Source organism: Beijerinckia sp. 28-YEA-48, from assembly GCF_900104955.1.
Taxonomy (GTDB): domain Bacteria; phylum Pseudomonadota; class Alphaproteobacteria; order Rhizobiales; family Beijerinckiaceae; genus Terripilifer.
On record NZ_FNSI01000001.1, the window covers coordinates 3,665,883 to 3,683,252 of the forward strand.

Genomic DNA, 17,370 nt, shown 5'->3' on the forward strand with positions numbered 1-17,370 from the left:
TCTAAGACCTGGCAAGACGTTCAAAGTAATCTTCGAGACCTTTTTTCGCGCCGACCAAATTCTCGACGCGCGCTTTTTGCCATTGCCGATCCGTATCGATCCCTGACCGCGCCGCGCCGAGCATCCGCTCCACCTCAGAAGCCTGCGGGCCGCCGATGCCTTTGCTCGCTTGCACCATATGGTCGGCATCGAGCGCGCGGCGGAAGCTGACTTCCGACAGCGGTAACGCCCGGATTTCGAAATTCAGCTCGTCCGCGACGTCCCGCCAGATGCGCTGCGCCTCAGCAAAAGCGATCTCGCTCGAACGTTGCGCGCTCGCGCGCAGATGATCGACCAAGCGGGCCGCAAAATGGTGGCCGATGCGGAACGGCACGTTGCCGTCGCGCTGCAGCACATCGGCCAATTCGGTCATCGTCGCATATTCGTTGTCGACTTCCTGCCGGGCGCGGGCGGGATCAAACTGCAGCGTGCCGACAATCTCCGTCAGGCTGTCGAGCACCAGCGCCATCAGTTCAACCGTGGCATGGGGCTGGTTGCCCTGTTCTGGATCGATGAAGGGTTTGTAGTCACCCATGCCGGTCGCGACATTGTGGGCGGCAAGCGTGAAGGCTTGGGCCGAGGCGATCAGGCGGCTGGCGCGGCCGCGCAGAAAGGTCAGGCCGAAGGGATTGCGCTTTTGCGGCATGATGCTGCTGCCGCCGGTCTGCGCGCCAGGCATCAGCAACAGCCAGGGGCGCGTCTGCGCATATTGCGTGGTGAGATCGGCGACGAAGGCGCCGATCGTCAGGCCGCAGGAGCTGGCGAGCCCCGCGAGTTCCGCGCCAAGATCGATGGGCGCGATCTGCCCGGCATCGAAGGAGTTTTCGACCAGGCCATCGAAGCCGAGCAGTTCCGCCAGCTGTAAACGATCGACATCGAAACTCGACGTGCCCATGGCGGCGGTGCCGAAGGGCGAGCGATTGATGCGCGGATAAGCTTCGCGCATGCGTTCGGCCAAGCGGCCAAACGCGCCAAGGAAGCCGAGCAGATAATGGCCGAGCGTCAATGGCTGCGCCTGCACGCCCCAGGTGTAAGCGGGGATGACGGCGTGCGGATACTGTGCCGCCAGATCGAGCAGCGCGGCGCGCGCCGCGTTCAAACGCGCGAAGACGTGCAGGAACTCGTGCCGTAGCGCCAGCCGCTGCAAAGTCGCGCCGAGATCCTGCCGGCTGCGCCCGGTATGGAGGCGCGAGACGTCAGGTCCGGCGATAGCGACCAGCCGTTTTTCGAACTCGAGATAATCACCCGGACGCGCGCCGCCGGGCTGCGCACCCTGCGCTGCGACCTCAGCGATCGCTTGGGCAATAGTGCGACCCAGCGCCGGTGCGATCACCGCGCGTTCGACCAGCATCACGGCCGAGGCCTTGTTCATCTCCACCAACCAATGGAAGGTGTCGGGCTCTGGCGGCTGATCGGCTGGCGGCATGCGGAGCAGGTTCAACGCGGCGTCTCCGTTGTCGCAGCATGAGCGGCCGCTACCACGGCAGTCAGCGTGTCCGTCTCTTGCTTGAGGAATTGACCGAACGCTTGCGGGCTCGAGGCGGCTGCCGGCGTTTCCATCGATGTTTTGCGCAATTCCAGCGTCGCCGGATCGACATTCATCGCCATCACCGCTGCGTTCAGCTTGTCGACGATCGCCTTCGGCGTGCCTTTTGGCGCGAACAGCGCCGTCCAGAACGACGCATCGATGCCTTTCAGATATTTGCCCTCGTTCACCGTCGGCGTCTGCGGACGCAGCGGATCGCGCTCGGCCCGCAGCACGCCAAAGGCTTTCATCTGGCCGGTGTTCAATTGCTGATCGACGGAAGCCAGAACCGCCACCGCCAGATCGACATGGCCGGCGCCAATGTCCTGAAGCAGCGGCGCAGCACCGCGATAAGCAACGTAACGTACTTTCAATCCGGCCTTCTGCATGGCCAGAACAGCCGCCAGATATTGGAAGGTGCCGGCGCCGGGATGGGCAAGCGACAGACCATCGGGATTGGCGCGGCCATATTCGATCAGTTCATCGAGCGAATTGGCCGGCAATCCGGTGCGGCCAAAAAGAATGGCCGTCGATCGGGCGATGAGCGCCACCGGCTCGAAATCGGCGACGCGATATTTCGTCGCCGGATTGACCAGAGGCGTGACGATCATTTCATTGGTCGTCCCAAACAGCAGCGTGTAGCCGTCGGGCGTGGCGGTGGCGACTTTCATGGCGCCGATCGCGCCGCTGGCGCCGCCAATGTTTTCGACGACAATGGACTGTCCGAGATATTTCTCAAGAAACGGCGTGCCAACCCGCGCCGTGATATCGGCGCCGCCGCCAGCCGGATAGGCCACGACCAACGTGATCGGGCGCGCGGGATAGACGTCCTGTGCCAAAGCCGATCCGCTCCAGCCACAGATGGCCATCGCCAAAAACGCTGATTTCGCCCCAAACGACATGTGGCCCTCCCGCCCCTTTTCGATGGCGGCCACAGATAGGGCTTGTCTATCCATACAGAAAATACGTAATTTTCATGGATACATATCATTGGCGATATACATGAGCACAACCAGTCATCTTCGCGCCTTCCGGGCGGTCATGGAAACCGGCGCCATCACCAGCGCCGCCGCGGCCTTGCGCCGGGCGCAGCCACAGATCAGCCGCTCGATCGCTGAACTGGAAGCCGAGATCGGCTTTCCGCTGTTCATTCGCGCGGGCCGCCGCGTCGCGCCGACGGAGCGGGCGATCAAGCTCTATGACGAAGTGTGCCGGGCGCTCGATGGGCTCGACCGTGTCGATCATGTGGTTGACGATCTGAGGCGGCAGGCCTCGGACGAATTGCGCATTCTGGCGCCCTCGCACGCCGCCTATTCCATCGTGCCCATCGCAATGGCGCACATGCGCCGGGAGCAGCCCGATCTGCGCTTTGCGCTGGAGATCGTTTCGCGCAACGCGCTGGGCGCCATCGTCACCTATCGCAATTTCGACATCGGCATCGCCGTTCTGCCCTTCGATGTGCTGGGCGTGCGCGTTGAGGAAATCGGCCAGGTGCCGATGACGATCTTCATGCCGCGCAGCGATCCTCTGGCGCGCAAGAAATCCCTCACAGCGGCCGACATTTGCGAGCGTCCGTTCATTGCGCTGGCGCGCAACACGCCGCTGCGGACCACGCTTGACGCTTATTTCGCGCGGCAGGGGCTGCGCCTGAACACCATTGTCGAGACGCAAACCGTGCGCGCCGCCTGCGAGCTCGTTAATCGCAGCATCGGCATTACGATCGCCGACGTGATGACGGCCACCGCGTCACACTCAGCGCAAACGCTGATCCGCCCCTGGCCCGAGATGCCGCCCTCGCCGCTGGGCCTGATCTATCCGGTGGGCGCGCCACAAACCCCAGCGGCGCAGCGCTTCGCCGACCTTCTGGCACAAATGGTGCGCGCCGGGCCAGAGGCGTTTGGACCGCAGTGGAAGCCTAAAGACTGAGGACCGTCTCGGCCTTCAGGCCTCTCAGCAGTCTACGACATGGGAACCCGGCGGCGGCTCGTCCGAGAGACACCGAGGCTTCAGGCAATTCTTGATATTCCGCCACGCGTCCCTGGGATCAGCGCTCAGCGCCCATCAGGCGTGCGGGTGCCGAACCACTTGCCCTTCACCTGATCGTAGTGAATGCCCGGATCGTAGGGCGTGACGCGCAGGCCAAGCGACTGGGCCGAGAGCTGGCCGGTGGACGACAACAGGACGTAGGAATTGACCACACGGTCGCGTTGCGCCGAGATCAGATTGACGCGCGACTGCAGCAGCGCCTGCTGCTGGTTCAACACCTCGATCGTCGTGCGCTGGCCGACCTTGGCTTCCTCGCGCACACCGTTCAGGGCGATCTCAGCGGCGCGAACGGCCGCCTGGGTCGATTGGATGACGCGGGCCGAGGCTTCCCACTGGCCCCAGGCGGAGACGACCTGGGCACGCACCTGATCACGCTGCAGATCGGCCTGCAGACGAGCCTGGCTGAGCAACTCTTTCGACTGACGGATCGAGGCATAGGTCACGCCGCCATCATAGAACGGCACGGTCAACGTGCCGGTGAGGGACGCCGTCGTTGAATGCATGCCGGGAATGCCCAGCTGCTCATAAGCGCGACTGACGGAAGCGGCGGCATCAACCGAAGGCATCAATGCGCCTTCGTTGATCTTCACCGACAGCGCCACGGCATCGACATTGTGCAAAGCCGCCTGGATCAACGGATGTTCCGACTGCGCGCGGTTCAAGGCATCGTTGACCGAACGCGGGACGATGCGATTGAGCGGGCGCGCCGGATCGAGGTTCTTGGCCTCGACCCCGATATATTGCCGGTAAGCCGCCAGCGAGGCTTGCAAGGTCGCCTGCGCGACAATGGCACTGGCGCGTCCCCCCTCCAGCGCGGCTTGCGCCTGCGCGACGTCGGTGCGCGTCAACTCGCCAATCTTGAAACGGCCTTCCGTCAACCGGAGCTGCTCGGCGAGCACCTCGACATTGTTGTTGTTCAGATCGAGCGTCGCGGTGTCGCGCAGCACGTTCATATAGGCGGCGGCGGCATTGGCGAGCAGCGCCTGCTCGTTCAAGCGCAATTGTTCGCGCGCGTTCAAAACCAGGGAATCGGCCTGCCGCACGCTATTGATGGTGCGATTGCCATTCCAAATATTCTGCGTCACGCCCAAGCTCAACGTGCCTGGCGTCGTATGCGTCTGGATGGTGGGGCCGACGCCGTATGTGCCGGTCCCATTGGTGCCGAGATACTGAATACCACCCTGCACCTGCCCGGTGATGACCGGACGATAGCCGGACGTGGCCTTCGGCACGTTCTCGTCCGTGGCGCGCGTTGCTGCACGCTGCTGATTGATATCAGGACTGTTGACATAGGCGCGCGCCAAAGCGCTGGAAATCGTTTCCGCATTCGCTGGAGCGATACAGGCCAGGGCAGAAATCACTGATCCTAAGAGTAAGCCAATAGGCGCAACTCTCAGTTCGTTTGCGTGGACGGGGGGACGATCCGACCGACCAATGCGCCAGCTTCTGACGTGCATATGATTGTGTCCAGAGCGATTCAATTCAATGTGCTCCCAGCCTAGCAGGTGTATCCATCGATGAGTAGCGCGCCGGCCGAAGCCGGCGCAGATGACGCCCCCGCCCAGGAAGCTTAGCAGCAACAACATATAGTCAGACAACCGAATAACAGCCACTTGAATGTGACATTTTTGGAGTTGCAATCCATCGCCGGACGTAAACTCGTCACGGCGCGGCATACGCCATCGCTATTTCAGCCCGGCATCAATCGCATGGCTGGTGCCCGGTTCGAACAGCGGCGCAGCAGCCGGACCTCAAATGCCCAATCTTTTGGCAGCCGCCTCCGCAGCCTCACGGGCGCGGCCGTCCATCGCGCTCCTGGCTTTGCGCAGACCAGCGACAAGCTCCGGTCCCGCCTCACGCGGCGTGCCGCTGTTGAAGGGCGGCGCCGGCGCATATTCGATCAGGAGTTGAACGCGTCGCGCCGCCTCCTCGCCTTTCATCAGCCCAGCCAAGGTGAGCCCGAAATCAATCCCGGCCGTGACGCCACCGCCGGTGAGGCGATTGCGATCCTGAATGACGCGACCTTCGACAAAGTCAGCGCCCATGAGCGGCAATAGATCGGTGACCGCCCAATGGGAGGTGGCTTTGTAACCGCGCAACAGACCTGCCGCCGCCAGCACGAGTGTTCCCGTGCAAACGCCGGTCACCCAACGCGCCCGGGCGCCGCGATCAGCCAGAAAAGCGCACACATCCTCATCGTTCATGCAATCGACCGTGCCCAAAATCCCTCCGGGCACGAAGAGGATGTCGAGGTCCTTCGGGCATTCAGCAAACGACTGCGTCGGCGCAATGGGAATGCCGACGTCGGTGGCGACAGGCGTCTTGTCCTTCCAGACCAGTTGCACATTGAAGCGCAGAATATTGAAAACAGTCATCGGCCCGATGAGATCGAGCGCCACCATCTTGGGATAAACGAGCATGGCAACCTTGGGGGCATCCGGCGGGACCTCCGGCATAGACCTCGCCGGCGCGGACTGGCTCTGCGCCAGCGCCTCCGATCCAGTTGCTGCCGCCGCCAGCATGGCTCCCAAGGTTAAAACGGCACGACGTTCCATCGGTTGCATGTGCAGATCTCCTGTCAATGTGTTGATGCATTTTTGGATCATGCGGCGCGGAAATGTTCGCGCGGCAAACGCCCGTTCATTTTTCGATCAAGGCGCGGCCCGCGGCCTGCATGTGCTGCAGGCCGCGCAAACCGCAGACACAGACGCCGAGCACGATCGAGCCGATCATCACGATGACGATAGCCCGGCGTCTCGCGTCCACGTCAGCTCACCATCGATATTTCAGCCCCGCGTATATCGCGCGGCCGGTGCCCGGCTCGAACAGCGGCGAAGCGGCCGTTGCCTTGTCGAGGATGCTGGCGCTGGCGATATATTTGGTATTGGCGAGATTGCGCCCCTCGATATAGGCCGACCAATTGCCGCCATTGTCGTAGCCGGCTTTCAGGCCGATCAGCGCATAGGCCTGTGTCTTCAGCGTATTGGCGCTGTCGACGAAATAGGCCTGCGGCACCCATTCGAGATTGGGGCCGACGTAGAGCCCGCTCGGATGCTTATAAAGCAATTCGGCGCGCAGATAGTGACGCGGCGCGCCCGGCAATTGATTGTTGCCGTAGAGCGGATCGTTGCGGAAGCGGAAGTCGCTGAACGTATAGGCGAGGTTCAGCCAGAGCCGGTCAGGCTTGTCCGACTGCGTCAGGATGTTCTTCAGCAAGGTCGCGCCCAGCGCTGCTTCGACGCCCTGGTGATACGTCGCATTGGCATTGGTGACGTTGCAATTGCCGAAGGCGCTGTACAGGCAAAGCAGTTCGTTGCGGATGTCGGCGCGATAGACAGCAAGATCCCAGGTGAGATCGGGCGTGCGGCCGCGCGTGCCGATCTCATAGGTGGTGGCGCGCTGCGGCCGGATGCTCGTCCAGGGAATGACGGGCGCGGGAAAGCTAGAGCTTTCGCCGAAGCTCGGTACTTCGGCGCTGCGTGAGACATTGGCGAAGACCTGCCAGGCCGATGTCACGTTCCAGAGAAGTCCTGCTTTTGGGCTCCACAAATTGAAATCGGTCGAGCCTGATTGGCTGGCAAACCTGTTCTCGCGACTGCGCGTCGCGCGCACGAATTGCGTACCGGCGACAAGGGCGACGTTCGGCAGGATATAGAAACTATTCTCCGCATAGAGCGTGGTGTTCTGCGCCCGGTCCAGCGACGACGACAGCAGCGCGCCCTTGTTGCCAGCCAAATTGGCGAACTGCTGGTTGTCGATCGTGCCGTTGTGCAGATTGACGCCGGCGATGAAGCGGTTGCGGAAACCACCGATCTCACGATCGTCGGTGGCGCGCACGAAGCCGCCGTAATCATTGTAGCGATAGTCGAGATATTGGAAGATCGGGTGCATCAGGTGGCGGTTCACATAGAACACGCCGAAATCGACCACCGTCTTGTCAAAACGTAGCGTCGTTTTATTGGCGAGGCGCAGGGTGTCGATGTTGCGCTGCTGATCGCCGGTGATATTGCCCAGCGCCGCCACCGTGGGGAACGTCAGCGCGGCGTTGCGCGTCACCGAGCCTGGGATCTGCTGGCGCACGCTGTTGGCGTTGAAATAGAAGCGGGTTTCGACATCGTCGGAGACGCGGTAGCCGATGTTGCCGCTGCCGCGAAACGACGAGCCCTCGCTATGGTTGCGGAAGCCATCGGCGCCTTGCGCCGAGCCGGTGAAATAGCCGTCCCAATTGCCCTGCGTGCCACCGAGATTGAATTGGAGGCGGCGGAAGCCAAAGCTGCCACCGTCGACGCTGATGCCATTGGGCTGCGCATCGCGGCCGGTGGCGGTAACGAAATTGATGGCGCCGCCGAGCGAATTGGCGCCAAAGCGCAGAGCATTGGCGCCCTTGAACACTTCCACATGACGATAGGCTGTGGGATCGATTTCCTGGAAATCGCCATAGCCATCGGCGGTGTTGATGGGAATGCCGTCCATATAGAGCTGTACGCCGCGCAGATGGAAATTGCGCGACAGGCTGGAGCCACGGATCGACAGCCGGGTGTCGTCGCCCCATTTCGGCTGAGCGAAGACGCCCGGCACGTAATCGAGAATGTCCTTGATCGTGTTGGACGGTGTCGAGGTGCGATAGCTTTCCGCCGGAATGACAACGACGCTGCCAGGCACTTGCGCCGCTTCGCGCTGCGCCTCAGCGGTACCGGGCGCGGTGAGAGAAGGCGTCTGCGCCACCGACCCAGCAACGGAGCGGCCCGCGGGAACAGCGGCGGCTGCGACAGGGGCTGAGCGCTGACGCTGTCCAGTTGCAGCACGCGGTGCGTGCGCAGCTGTGGTTGGACGAGCGGCACGCTGGGCTGGCCGGGCGCGTTGCGGCGCATCGACGGTGACGGACGGCAGAGATTCAGAGCCCGACTGGGCGAGCGCCGCAAAAGGCATGAAAAGAGCTGCGGACGCGAGCCAAAGGCTGCGTGGCCGCTGTGACACGGACGACATGGAAAACTCCAGAGCTGAAAGAAGGACAGGCGCGATGAGCGCGCGGATTCAGCTCAGAGTTGGCGGGCCGCGCGGCTGCGCGGCGAGGAGAAGCTTTGTCCCTGGCGCGACGCGCGCGACAGGGACGCCCATCGCATGGCGGATGCCGACGCGCGCACCGAGCGCCACGACCACCGGCGGCAGGCCGATGGCGGTGCCACGGGCGATACAGATCGGACAATGAACAGCGCCGGATTTGCCATCCGGCGCATGGCCCTGCCCGTCAGGCGAGGTGAGACAGAGAACATAGGCGTCGGCAAAGCCATCCTGAGCGCGCGGCGCCGAGATGATGCCGAAGAGGAACAGATTGAGGACAAGCGCATAGGCACCGGCGGCGCTTGCCAGCGCTCCCAACCATTTGCCTATGGACTTCTGCTTCACGTCATTGCCCCTTGCCGCTAATCTAGCACGGTCAATTAAGGATGTCGGCGCAGGCGAATTGCCGCATCTTGCCGTGCAGAGAACCTGAAAAGAGGCGATGCAGGAGGCCTGACGACGCCGCTCATGTGTCGTTCATCCGCTTCCTGCCATTTACCTGCCATGTGCCTGCCACTTCTCCACGTCATATGAGCCGGCGTTTTGATGAAAGGAATTTCCATGAACTTGAAGCCGATTTCCATAAGCGCCCTGGCTCTCGCCGGCTGGGCCGTCATCGCAACAGGAGCCTTCGCGCAACAGATGACCCTGACTAAGGACAGCCTCCCGCAAATCACCACCACTGGCACGGCGCGCGCTTCCGACAAGCCGGACCAGGCGACCATCTATTTAGGCATCCGCGTCGAGAAGCCGACGGCCAAGGACGCGGCTGACGAAGCCTCGAAAGCCTCGAAGACGTTTCTCAGCGACCTGCGCAGCCAGGGCGTCACCGATGCCGACATCAGGACCCAGCAATCGCAAGTGGCGCCGATCTTCGATCAGGAGCGGGCGCCCAACGGCAACATGACGCGCAAGCAGCGCGGCTTCATGGCCGTGCAGACCTTCTCGGTGCGCGTGCGCGATGTCGCCAAGGCCGGTGAAGTCGCCCGGCGCGCGTTGCAGAACGGCGCCAATATCTTCAACGGCGTGCACTTTGAGCTGGCCGATCCGAGGGCGCGGCGCATCGCGCTTGGCGGCGAGGCGGCGAAAGCGGCCCGGAACGAGGCGGAGGCCTATGCTGCGGCCATGGGCCTGAAGCTCGGGCGCGTCATGGTGATTCAGCGGCCAGATGCCGAAGTCCATTTCGGCGCCGCGCCCGCCGCCATGCGCATGCAGGCGGCCGATGCCGGCGGCTCCGGCGAAACACCGATCCCGCTTGAACCGGGCATGGTCGATTCGGAAGCCACCATGTCGGTGACTTGGGAACTGGTGCAGAACTGACGCGCCGGGCGCCGCAAAAAACAAAAACCCCACGTTTGGTGGCCGTGGGGTTTGAAGGGCTACGCCAGGAGGCACTTAGGGGCCCCGGGACGGTCAACCAAGCCGTACCGTAAGATACGGCCGGCAGCGCGGTTAATTAACCGCGATGCCGGTGTTTCGTCAAATGGTTAAGTCGCGGGCCAAGCAAAACCTTTTCAGCCGGCAGGCATATTGAGAGCCAGCCGATTCCACGCTAGCGTTGCTGCGGCTGGGAGTGGAAGGAAATGGCGAGATATTTTGTTCGCGGGCTCGTGCTTGCCTTGGGCGCGGGCTGGGCTTCTTGCGGAGCATTAGCTCAAGGCGCGAGCGCGACATGCGACTCCGCCATCGACAAGTCAGGCGTCGGTGTCATGCGCATATGCAAATCACCTGATGGCGTCGCTAGAGGCCTTCAGGCTCAGATGACCTTTGGCGACAACGAAGACAACAATGCTCTTGCAGAAGCTTCCGCTACGGACCAAGGCCGCGCAATGGTCTGTGCGGCACTGAGTAATGTTGTCAAAAATAATCTGCCGCTTTCCAGCTCCTTTTACTCTGCCAACAATCGGAATTTGACCTGTAATTTCGGTGCAACAAACCTTCCTGGCTTCGCGCAAGCGGGAACGCCCACATCATCCCCCGAACTCAGCGCCAAGGCAGCGCCCATCACGCCCGATTTGACAGGGCCCACCAAGAAGCTCCTTGCCCGCGACCTTGCCGCGCAAACCAGCAAATGGGATGGACAGCGGATCGAGACGACGATGTCCTGCTTCTATGCAGACAAGAACGACTATCGTTGTAGCGGCGGTGGCGCACGAATCGATATTAGCCGTGTGTCAAATGCCCAAGGACGAGAGATCGTCGAGGACCGGTGCGATACCCTAACAAAAAGTGCTTCGCGGGCCTGCAATTTCCGCATCGTCTTCGTCTACGGCCGCTACACCACGCATCGGGTGTCCAATCGCAGCGAGATCACCCTCATCATCCCCACCGGCGAAGTGGCGGAACTCTATTCAGTGGCAAGCGGGCGGCGCTAAAAGCGCCGCCCCTTTTCGTCACATCTGTGTCGCGGCCGACTGATGCCAGGGCACGAGGATGCGGCGCAGAACGGCGACCGCGCCGTAAAGCAACAGGCCAATCAGCGCCAGGATCAGGATCACGCCGAAGAGCTGATCGACCTGCAATTCCTGCAAGCGCACCACGGCGAGATAGCCGAGGCCGGCATTGCCGCCGATGAATTCGCCGACGATGGCGCCGATGATGGCGAGCACGATGGCGACTTCCGCGCCGGTGAGGATCACCGGCAGGGCCGAGGGCAGTTCAAGCAGTAGGAAGGATTGCAGCGGCGTGGCGCGCATCGAGGCGAAGACCTCGCGATCCCCCGCATCGGTCGATTTGATGGCAACGAGCGTGTTGGCGAAGATCGGGAAGAAAGCGAGAACGCCGGAGATGACGATCTTCGATTCCAGACCGAAGCCGAACCACAGGATGAACAACGGCGCCAGCGCCACTTTCGGGATCAGCTGCAAAGCGATGATGAACGGCTTGAACGCCCATTCGACCGGCGGCAGTTTCGCCATCAGCGCGCCAAGCGTCACGCCGGCGATGAGCGCCGAGAAGAAGCCGCCCAGGGTCTCCGTCAATGTCACCTGGATATGACGCCAGACACCGGGATCAGCGAGCTGAACGAGGAAGGCGCGGCCGATCTTTTCCGGCGGCGGCAGGATGAAGGGCGAGATCGTCGCGCCATGCACGTAATAGGACCAGCCGCCGAAGAACAGCGCCAGGGTGGCGAGCGGCAGAACGATGCGCAGGATGGTTTCGCTCTTGCGTGTCATGCCGGATACCCCGCGATGTCGGAGCGAATGGCGCGCACCAGGTTTTGAAACTCCGGCGTCTCTTGCATGGCGATCGTGCGCGGACGCGGCAGATTGACCTCATGCACCGAATGAACGTGGCTCGGGCGCGGCGACAGGACGACAACTCTATCACCCAGAAAGACCGCTTCGGCAATGGAATGGGTGATCAAGAGAACGGTGGCTCCAGTCGCCTTGCAGATACGTTGCAGTTCGAGGTTCATCTGATCGCGTGTCATGGCGTCGAGCGCGCCGAACGGCTCGTCGAGCAGAACCAGGCGCGGATCGATGGCGAGCGCGCGCGCCAGCGACACACGCTGGCGCATGCCGCCGGACAATTGCCGTGGCCGGGCTTTTTCAAAACCTTGCAGGCCGACAAGCGCGCACAGTTCGCGCGCGCGCGCCAGGCGCTTCTGCTTGGGCTCGCCACGCAGGCGCAGCGGCAGAGCGATATTGTCCTCGATGCTGAACCAGGGAAACAGGCGCGAATCCTGGAAGGCGAAGGCGAGCGAACGCACCGCTTCGCCGCCTCGGGATTTCCACACCGAATGGCCGCCGATCGAGACATCGCCCTGGGTCGGCCGCTCGAGCCCACCGATCATGCGCAGCAAAGTGGTTTTGCCGCAGCCCGACGGGCCAAGCACGCTGATGAACTCACCGGCCTTGGCTTTGATGTCGATCCGGTCGATCGCCTGCACCGGGCCGGAGGCGCTGGCGAAGGTCTTGCCGATATTGTCGACGACGAGTTCAGGTTGCAGTTCAGATTGGGCCGTCACCATGCTCAGGCAACCGCCTTGTCGCGCGCGCCATTGTCATAGAGCGCCGTCGGCTCGACACTGCCCTTGAGCATGCCGGCGCCGTTCATCACCTTTTCCGCCTCGGCCCATTGCTCGGGCACATTGCGCAGAATGTTCTGCGGCCCCTTGGCCGTCCATGTCTCGGCATTCTGCTTGAGATCGGAGATCGACGTCTTGATATCGTCGATGCCAGGCACCTCGAACGCCTTGCCGATGCCGCGCACGATCGGCTCAAGATCGGTGGCCTTGAGGATGGCGTTGATCGCTTTGTACTCGGCGCGCAGGAAGCGCACGTAGAGGTCCTGATTGGCGGCATAGGCCTGGGGCGTCGCGACATAGACCTGGCCGGGGATGCCATCGTCGATCGGGAACGTCATGACTTCAGGGATGGCCGCCTTGATCTTCACCAGCGAGGAGATGCTGGCCATGAAGCCGGCGATGCGCTTGGCCTGGATCAGGCCGTAGCTCGCGGCGACATCGGGCACGCGCACGCGCTCGACCTTGCTGGCGTCAACACCGCCGCCGCGCAGCAGCAGATTGAGCGTGCCTTCCATCGAGCCGCCGAGGCTGGCGACGCCGATGGTCTTGCCTGTGAGATCCTTGGCGTCCTTCAGCGGGCTGTCGGGCGAGGACACCATGTAGAAGGGCGAGATCTGCGCGATGGTGGCGACCGAGACCAAAGGCGCGCCGGCATCGACCCGGCTGGTGATGTAATTGGCGCCGCCGGTACGGGCGAGGTCGGCCTGGCCGGCGATGACCAATTGCGCCGCCGTCGTCGCGCCCTTGCCGTTGATGACCTCGACGTCGAGACCTTCCTGCTCGAAGAAGCCGGCGACCTTGGCGTGGAACACCGAGGCGTAGGACAGAGAGAAGTTGAACGGCGTCACGAAGCGCACCTTGCGCAGCGGCTGCGCCACGGCGCGGCCCGCGCCCGCCAACAGAGCCAGCGAAGCGCCGGCAGAGGCGCCGAACTGGCGCCGATCCATCTTATGCGACATCTTGAATTCCTTTCTTCAACAGCCCGCGTGAATGCCGCAGGCGCCCATAGCGCCCGCGCGTTTCACCAGCTAAACATCTCATTTCAGCCAAGAATCTGGCAATAAACTTGCCATGTCCCACTGGCAGCGTCGAGACTTCGTGTCGTCCTTGGAGCCATTTGGGGGCCCTTTGCGGTGAGGCAAATTTTCGCATTGCGGCAGACTTGGCGGCAAACTTGGCAGCTAATCTGTAAGCTCTTGCCCAGCGCCGACATCGCGGCGTCGATTGCGCTTTTGCCCTGAAACTGCTGCGATTACCTGCTTATATTCCTGCTGGAACGTCGGCTGGCGAGCCGGCGCTGCGTGTGCGGGTGTCAGAAGGGATAAGACGATGAAGAAATTCCTGATAGCTGGGGCTGCGGCCGCAGGCCTCCTGTGTCTCGCGGCGACGCCGGGCTCCGCGCAAGTGGCGCGCCCCGACACAGCCCTCAAGACCCAGATGGGCGACAACATCGTCCAGGCGCAATGGCGCGGTGGTGGCTTCCGCGGCGGCGGTTTTCACGGCGGCTGGGGCGGTGGCTGGCGGGGCGGCTACTATCGTGGTGGCGGCTGGGGCCCGGCCATTGGCGGTCTCGCGGCCGGCGCGATCATCGGCGGCGCGCTCGCAGCGCCCTATTACTACGGCGGCTCCCCTTATTACGGTGCGCCCTATTACGGCTCATCCTATTACGACGACGGTTATGCTGCGGGCGCGCCGGTCTATTCGGGAGGCGGCGATGTCGCCTATTGCATGCAGCGCTATCGCTCCTACGATCCGAGAAGCGGTACGTTTCTCGGCTATGACGGTCTGCGCCACCCCTGCCCGTAAAGACGCGGGCCATTCATTCCAGAAGCAAGCCGTTCATTCCGGAAGATGGTGCCAGAAGGGCGCGGGCAACCGCGCCCTTTTGCTTTGAGCCCTGACAATCTGTTGAAACTGACGGATTCCGCCGCAACGCCCCTGGCTATCAAGCTGGGGCGATGCGATGCAGGCTGCGGCAGCAATAGTTTTGGGGAGCTAGCTTCATGCCGTCTATCATTCAGTCACTTCTGTCCGCGACGTGGTTCGGGTATCTCGCCCGCATCATCTTGACCTTCATGTTCTGGGGCAGCGGCCTCGCCAAGCTGATCGACTTCAACGGCGGCATGGGCGAGATGACCCATTTCGGCCTGCAGCCGGCAGCATTTTTCAACGCCGCGACAGCAGCGACGCAATTGATCGGCTCGCTGTTGATCATCTTCAACAAGTGGACCTGGCTCGGGGCCGGCGCGCTCGCCGTGTTCACCGCCCTGACCATTCCGCTCGCGCATCCGTTCTGGGCGATGCAGGAGCCTATGCGAACGATGGAGTTCCATCTGGTCACCGAACATATCAGCGTCATCGGCGCTCTAATGGTGGTCGCCTACGCGTCGCTGCGGAAGTCCTGATCGCAACAACGCGCCTCGTCTTTCCAGGCCGGCGCGTTTTTGCGGCCTTGACATGCAACTAAATGGTTGCCTATTATAGCCGCCATGGATGCTCTCGATGCGGTCTTCCGAGCATTGGCCGATGGGAGCCGGCGACAATTGCTGGACCGGCTGTTTGCCCGCAATGGCCAGACGCTCGGTGAACTCTGTACCGGACTGAGCATGACCCGGCAGGCTGTAACCAAACATTTGGCGATCCTTGAGGCCGCCAATCTCATCGCCACGCGCAAGCGCGGCCGCGAGAAACTGCACTTCCTCAACCCCGTGCCGATCCACGCCATCGCCGATCGCTGGATTGGCAAATACGAACACGGCCGCCTGCGCCTGCTCGCCGATCTGAAACAGCGCCTCGAAGGAGAAAGTGATGCCTAACTCCCGCTTCGTTTATGTCACCTTCATCCGCACCACGCCGGCGAAACTCTGGCAGGCGCTGATCGATCCGCAGTTCACCCGCCGCTACTGGGCGGAAACCTGGCAAGACAGCACGTGGCAGCCCGGCGCCTCGTGGAAGCTGATGATCCCCGACGGGCGCGTCGGCGATGCTGGCGAGATTGTCGAGATCGAACCGGAGAAGCGGCTGGTCATTTCCTGGCGCAACGAGTTTCAACCCGAGCTGAAAGAAGAAGGCTTCTCGCTGCTGACCATCGAGCTCGAACAACAGGGCGAGATGATGAAACTTTCTCTCGTGCATGAAATGCAACGCGACGGCTCGAAACTGATCGAAGGCGTTGCCAGCGGCTGGCCGCTGATCCTCGCCAGCCTCAAGAGCCTGCTGGAAACCGGCGAGTCGCTGGAGGCGACACGCAAATGGCCGGAAGGCATGTGACGCGCGTAGAATTACGCTTGGTGGGTGAATAACGATCAGTTGCGAGGATGGACAGAAGCCTTGGTGTCATCCCGGACACGCGCAGCGTGATCCGGGATCCGGGGCGAGCGGTAACACATACAAGATAAATGGCTGCGGCGCAGTGGCTTTCGAGATTCGAGCGTTTGCCCTGGATCCCGGATCGCGCTTTCAGCGCGTCCGGGATGACACCAAGGTTGCGGGAGATACGACAACCGGCCCCAACATTTGGTTGTGTCCTCTGAAACTTCTTTTCCTTAGGCCGCTCCCGCACGCGATGTTTAGATGGTGCGACTTTTGCTTGCGCAGCCTCGCCGTGAGAGTGCGCGCTTGAACTCCTGAACATTGGAGACCGCACCGATGACGATGCCGATCGCGCGCCACGCCTTTACCCTCAGCAAGCGTATCGCCGCGTCCTTCTTGCTCGTCAGCGCCCTCTGCGCCAGCCAACAGGCGCAGGCGCAGGAGTGGCCGAACCGATCGATCTCGCTGGTGGTGCCGCTCGGCGCTGGCGGTGGCGCCGATGTGGTGGCGCGCATCCTGGCCAATTACCTGACACCCGTGCTGGGCCAATCGGTCATCGTCGAGAATGTCACCGGCGCTGGCGGCATGGTCGGCTCATCGCGCGTCGCGAAAGCCGCGCCCGATGGCTATCAGGCGCTGCTGGGCACCGTCGGCACCCATGCGCAGAACCAGACGCTCTACAAATCACCGCTCTATGACTCGCGCACGGATTTCGAACCGGTGGCGCTGGTGGTCGACGTGCCGATCGTCCTGCTCGCCACCAACAGCATGCCGGTGAAGAATTTGGCTGAGTTCATCGCCTATACCAAGGCCAACCAGGCGAAGATGCAATATGCATCGCCGGGCGCAGGCTCCTCCAATCATCTCGCCTGCGTCTTCCTCAACGCCGCCATCGGCGTCGACGTCACCCACGTGCCCTATCGCGGCGCCTCCGATCTCTATCAGGATCTGATTTCTGGCCGCGTCGACTATTTCTGCCCGACGAGCACGGCGGCGCTGCCGCTGGCCCAGGAATCGAAACAGACGCGCGCCCTGGCGATCCTCGGCCACGACCGGTTGAAAGTCATGCCGGACGTACCTTCGGCGGCCGAACAAGGCTTGCCCGATTTCGAGGCCGGCACCTGGTTCGCCCTGTTCCTGCCCAAGGGCACGCCTGCGCCGATCGTCAAAAAACTCAACGAAGCGACAGCGCAAGTGCTGGCGGCGGACGAACCGCGCCAGCGGCTGGAAGCCATCGGCGCGGTGATCGTTTCACCCGATCGGATGTCGCCCGACTATCTCAAGCGTTTCGTCGCCACGGAAGTCGACAAGTGGAAGGGGCCGATCGAGAAAACCGGCGTCAGCATCAGCCAGTGAT

At 62.5% G+C, this 17,370-nt stretch carries 18 protein-coding genes; 8 read left to right on the forward strand and 10 right to left on the reverse strand.

Annotated elements, in window-relative coordinates; translation table 11 throughout:
• Position 1: 1 nt before the first annotated feature.
• On the reverse strand, positions 2-1,480 hold the full coding sequence (locus tag BLW50_RS17245) for a lyase family protein (protein ID WP_090704743.1): 1,479 nt from the start codon (positions 1,478-1,480) through the stop codon (positions 2-4).
• Positions 1,477-2,466 carry a Bug family tripartite tricarboxylate transporter substrate binding protein gene (locus BLW50_RS17250; protein ID WP_170850210.1) on the reverse strand — a complete coding sequence of 330 codons (990 nt, stop codon included), beginning with the start codon at positions 2,464-2,466 and terminating at the stop codon, positions 1,477-1,479. The genes BLW50_RS17245 and BLW50_RS17250 overlap by 4 nt, the downstream gene beginning before the upstream one ends.
• A gap of 100 nt (positions 2,467-2,566) precedes the next feature.
• On the opposite strand from BLW50_RS17250, the gene BLW50_RS17255 reads away from it, so the two are divergent.
• Complete coding sequence (locus BLW50_RS17255; protein WP_170850211.1) at positions 2,567-3,490, forward strand: LysR family transcriptional regulator; 924 nt, start codon at positions 2,567-2,569, stop codon at positions 3,488-3,490.
• Between the two features lie 125 nt (positions 3,491-3,615).
• On the opposite strand, the gene BLW50_RS17260 is transcribed toward BLW50_RS17255, so the two are convergent.
• The 5 genes from BLW50_RS17260 to BLW50_RS17275 form a co-directional block, all read right to left on the reverse strand.
• Complete coding sequence (locus BLW50_RS17260) at positions 3,616-4,971, reverse strand: TolC family outer membrane protein (RefSeq protein WP_244544284.1); 1,356 nt, start codon at positions 4,969-4,971, stop codon at positions 3,616-3,618.
• A 390-nt stretch (positions 4,972-5,361) separates the two neighbouring features.
• Positions 5,362-6,174 (reverse strand): DJ-1/PfpI family protein, encoded by an 813-nt coding sequence (locus BLW50_RS17265; protein ID WP_244544285.1) that lies wholly within the window; start codon positions 6,172-6,174, stop codon positions 5,362-5,364.
• A gap of 76 nt (positions 6,175-6,250) precedes the next feature.
• The gene (locus tag BLW50_RS31260; protein ID WP_280141499.1) at positions 6,251-6,376 is read right to left on the reverse strand and encodes a hypothetical protein; all 126 of its coding nucleotides are present in this window, start codon (positions 6,374-6,376) and stop codon (positions 6,251-6,253) included.
• 6 nt (positions 6,377-6,382) lie between these two features.
• Complete coding sequence (locus BLW50_RS17270; RefSeq protein WP_090704748.1) at positions 6,383-8,596, reverse strand: TonB-dependent receptor family protein; 2,214 nt, start codon at positions 8,594-8,596, stop codon at positions 6,383-6,385.
• A 48-nt stretch (positions 8,597-8,644) separates the two neighbouring features.
• Complete coding sequence (locus BLW50_RS17275) at positions 8,645-9,016, reverse strand: hypothetical protein (RefSeq protein ID WP_090704750.1); 372 nt, start codon at positions 9,014-9,016, stop codon at positions 8,645-8,647.
• Positions 9,017-9,232: 216 nt separating this feature from the next.
• Between BLW50_RS17275 and BLW50_RS17280 the strand changes: the two genes are divergently transcribed.
• Together BLW50_RS17280 and BLW50_RS17285 are read left to right on the forward strand one after the other, a co-directional pair.
• On the forward strand, positions 9,233-9,991 hold the full coding sequence (locus BLW50_RS17280) for an SIMPL domain-containing protein (RefSeq protein WP_170850212.1): 759 nt from the start codon (positions 9,233-9,235) through the stop codon (positions 9,989-9,991).
• 263 nt (positions 9,992-10,254) lie between these two features.
• Complete coding sequence (locus BLW50_RS17285; protein ID WP_139267655.1) at positions 10,255-11,046, forward strand: hypothetical protein; 792 nt, start codon at positions 10,255-10,257, stop codon at positions 11,044-11,046.
• Between the two features lie 18 nt (positions 11,047-11,064).
• Here the strand turns inward: BLW50_RS17285 and BLW50_RS17290 are convergent, their stop codons facing one another.
• The 3 genes from BLW50_RS17290 to BLW50_RS17300 are packed head-to-tail and all read right to left on the reverse strand — an operon-like array spanning position 11,065 to position 13,660.
• Positions 11,065-11,847 carry an ABC transporter permease gene (locus tag BLW50_RS17290; RefSeq protein ID WP_090704756.1) on the reverse strand — a complete coding sequence of 261 codons (783 nt, stop codon included), beginning with the start codon at positions 11,845-11,847 and terminating at the stop codon, positions 11,065-11,067.
• Positions 11,844-12,644 carry an ABC transporter ATP-binding protein gene (locus BLW50_RS17295; RefSeq protein ID WP_090704758.1) on the reverse strand — a complete coding sequence of 267 codons (801 nt, stop codon included), beginning with the start codon at positions 12,642-12,644 and terminating at the stop codon, positions 11,844-11,846. Before BLW50_RS17295 ends, BLW50_RS17290 begins: the two co-directional genes overlap by 4 nt.
• Positions 12,645-12,646: 2 nt before the next feature.
• Positions 12,647-13,660 (reverse strand): ABC transporter substrate-binding protein, encoded by a 1,014-nt coding sequence (locus BLW50_RS17300; RefSeq protein ID WP_090704759.1) that lies wholly within the window; start codon positions 13,658-13,660, stop codon positions 12,647-12,649.
• Positions 13,661-14,030: 370 nt separating this feature from the next.
• Here BLW50_RS17300 and BLW50_RS17305 point away from each other — a divergent pair, with 370 nt between their 5' ends.
• From BLW50_RS17305 to BLW50_RS17325, 5 genes are all read left to right on the forward strand, one after another.
• Complete coding sequence (locus tag BLW50_RS17305) at positions 14,031-14,507, forward strand: BA14K family protein (RefSeq protein WP_090704761.1); 477 nt, start codon at positions 14,031-14,033, stop codon at positions 14,505-14,507.
• Between the two features lie 197 nt (positions 14,508-14,704).
• Positions 14,705-15,106 carry a DoxX family protein gene (locus tag BLW50_RS17310; protein ID WP_090704763.1) on the forward strand — a complete coding sequence of 134 codons (402 nt, stop codon included), beginning with the start codon at positions 14,705-14,707 and terminating at the stop codon, positions 15,104-15,106.
• Positions 15,107-15,190: 84 nt separating this feature from the next.
• Complete coding sequence (locus BLW50_RS17315; RefSeq protein WP_090704765.1) at positions 15,191-15,517, forward strand: ArsR/SmtB family transcription factor; 327 nt, start codon at positions 15,191-15,193, stop codon at positions 15,515-15,517.
• Positions 15,510-15,971: an SRPBCC family protein gene (locus BLW50_RS17320; RefSeq protein ID WP_090704766.1), complete on the forward strand. Its 462-nt coding sequence runs from the start codon at positions 15,510-15,512 to the stop codon at positions 15,969-15,971. The genes BLW50_RS17315 and BLW50_RS17320 overlap by 8 nt, the downstream gene beginning before the upstream one ends.
• Positions 15,972-16,349: 378 nt before the next feature.
• The gene (locus tag BLW50_RS17325) at positions 16,350-17,369 is read left to right on the forward strand and encodes a Bug family tripartite tricarboxylate transporter substrate binding protein (RefSeq protein ID WP_090704768.1); all 1,020 of its coding nucleotides are present in this window, start codon (positions 16,350-16,352) and stop codon (positions 17,367-17,369) included.
• The last annotated feature ends 1 nt before the right edge of the window (position 17,370 follow it).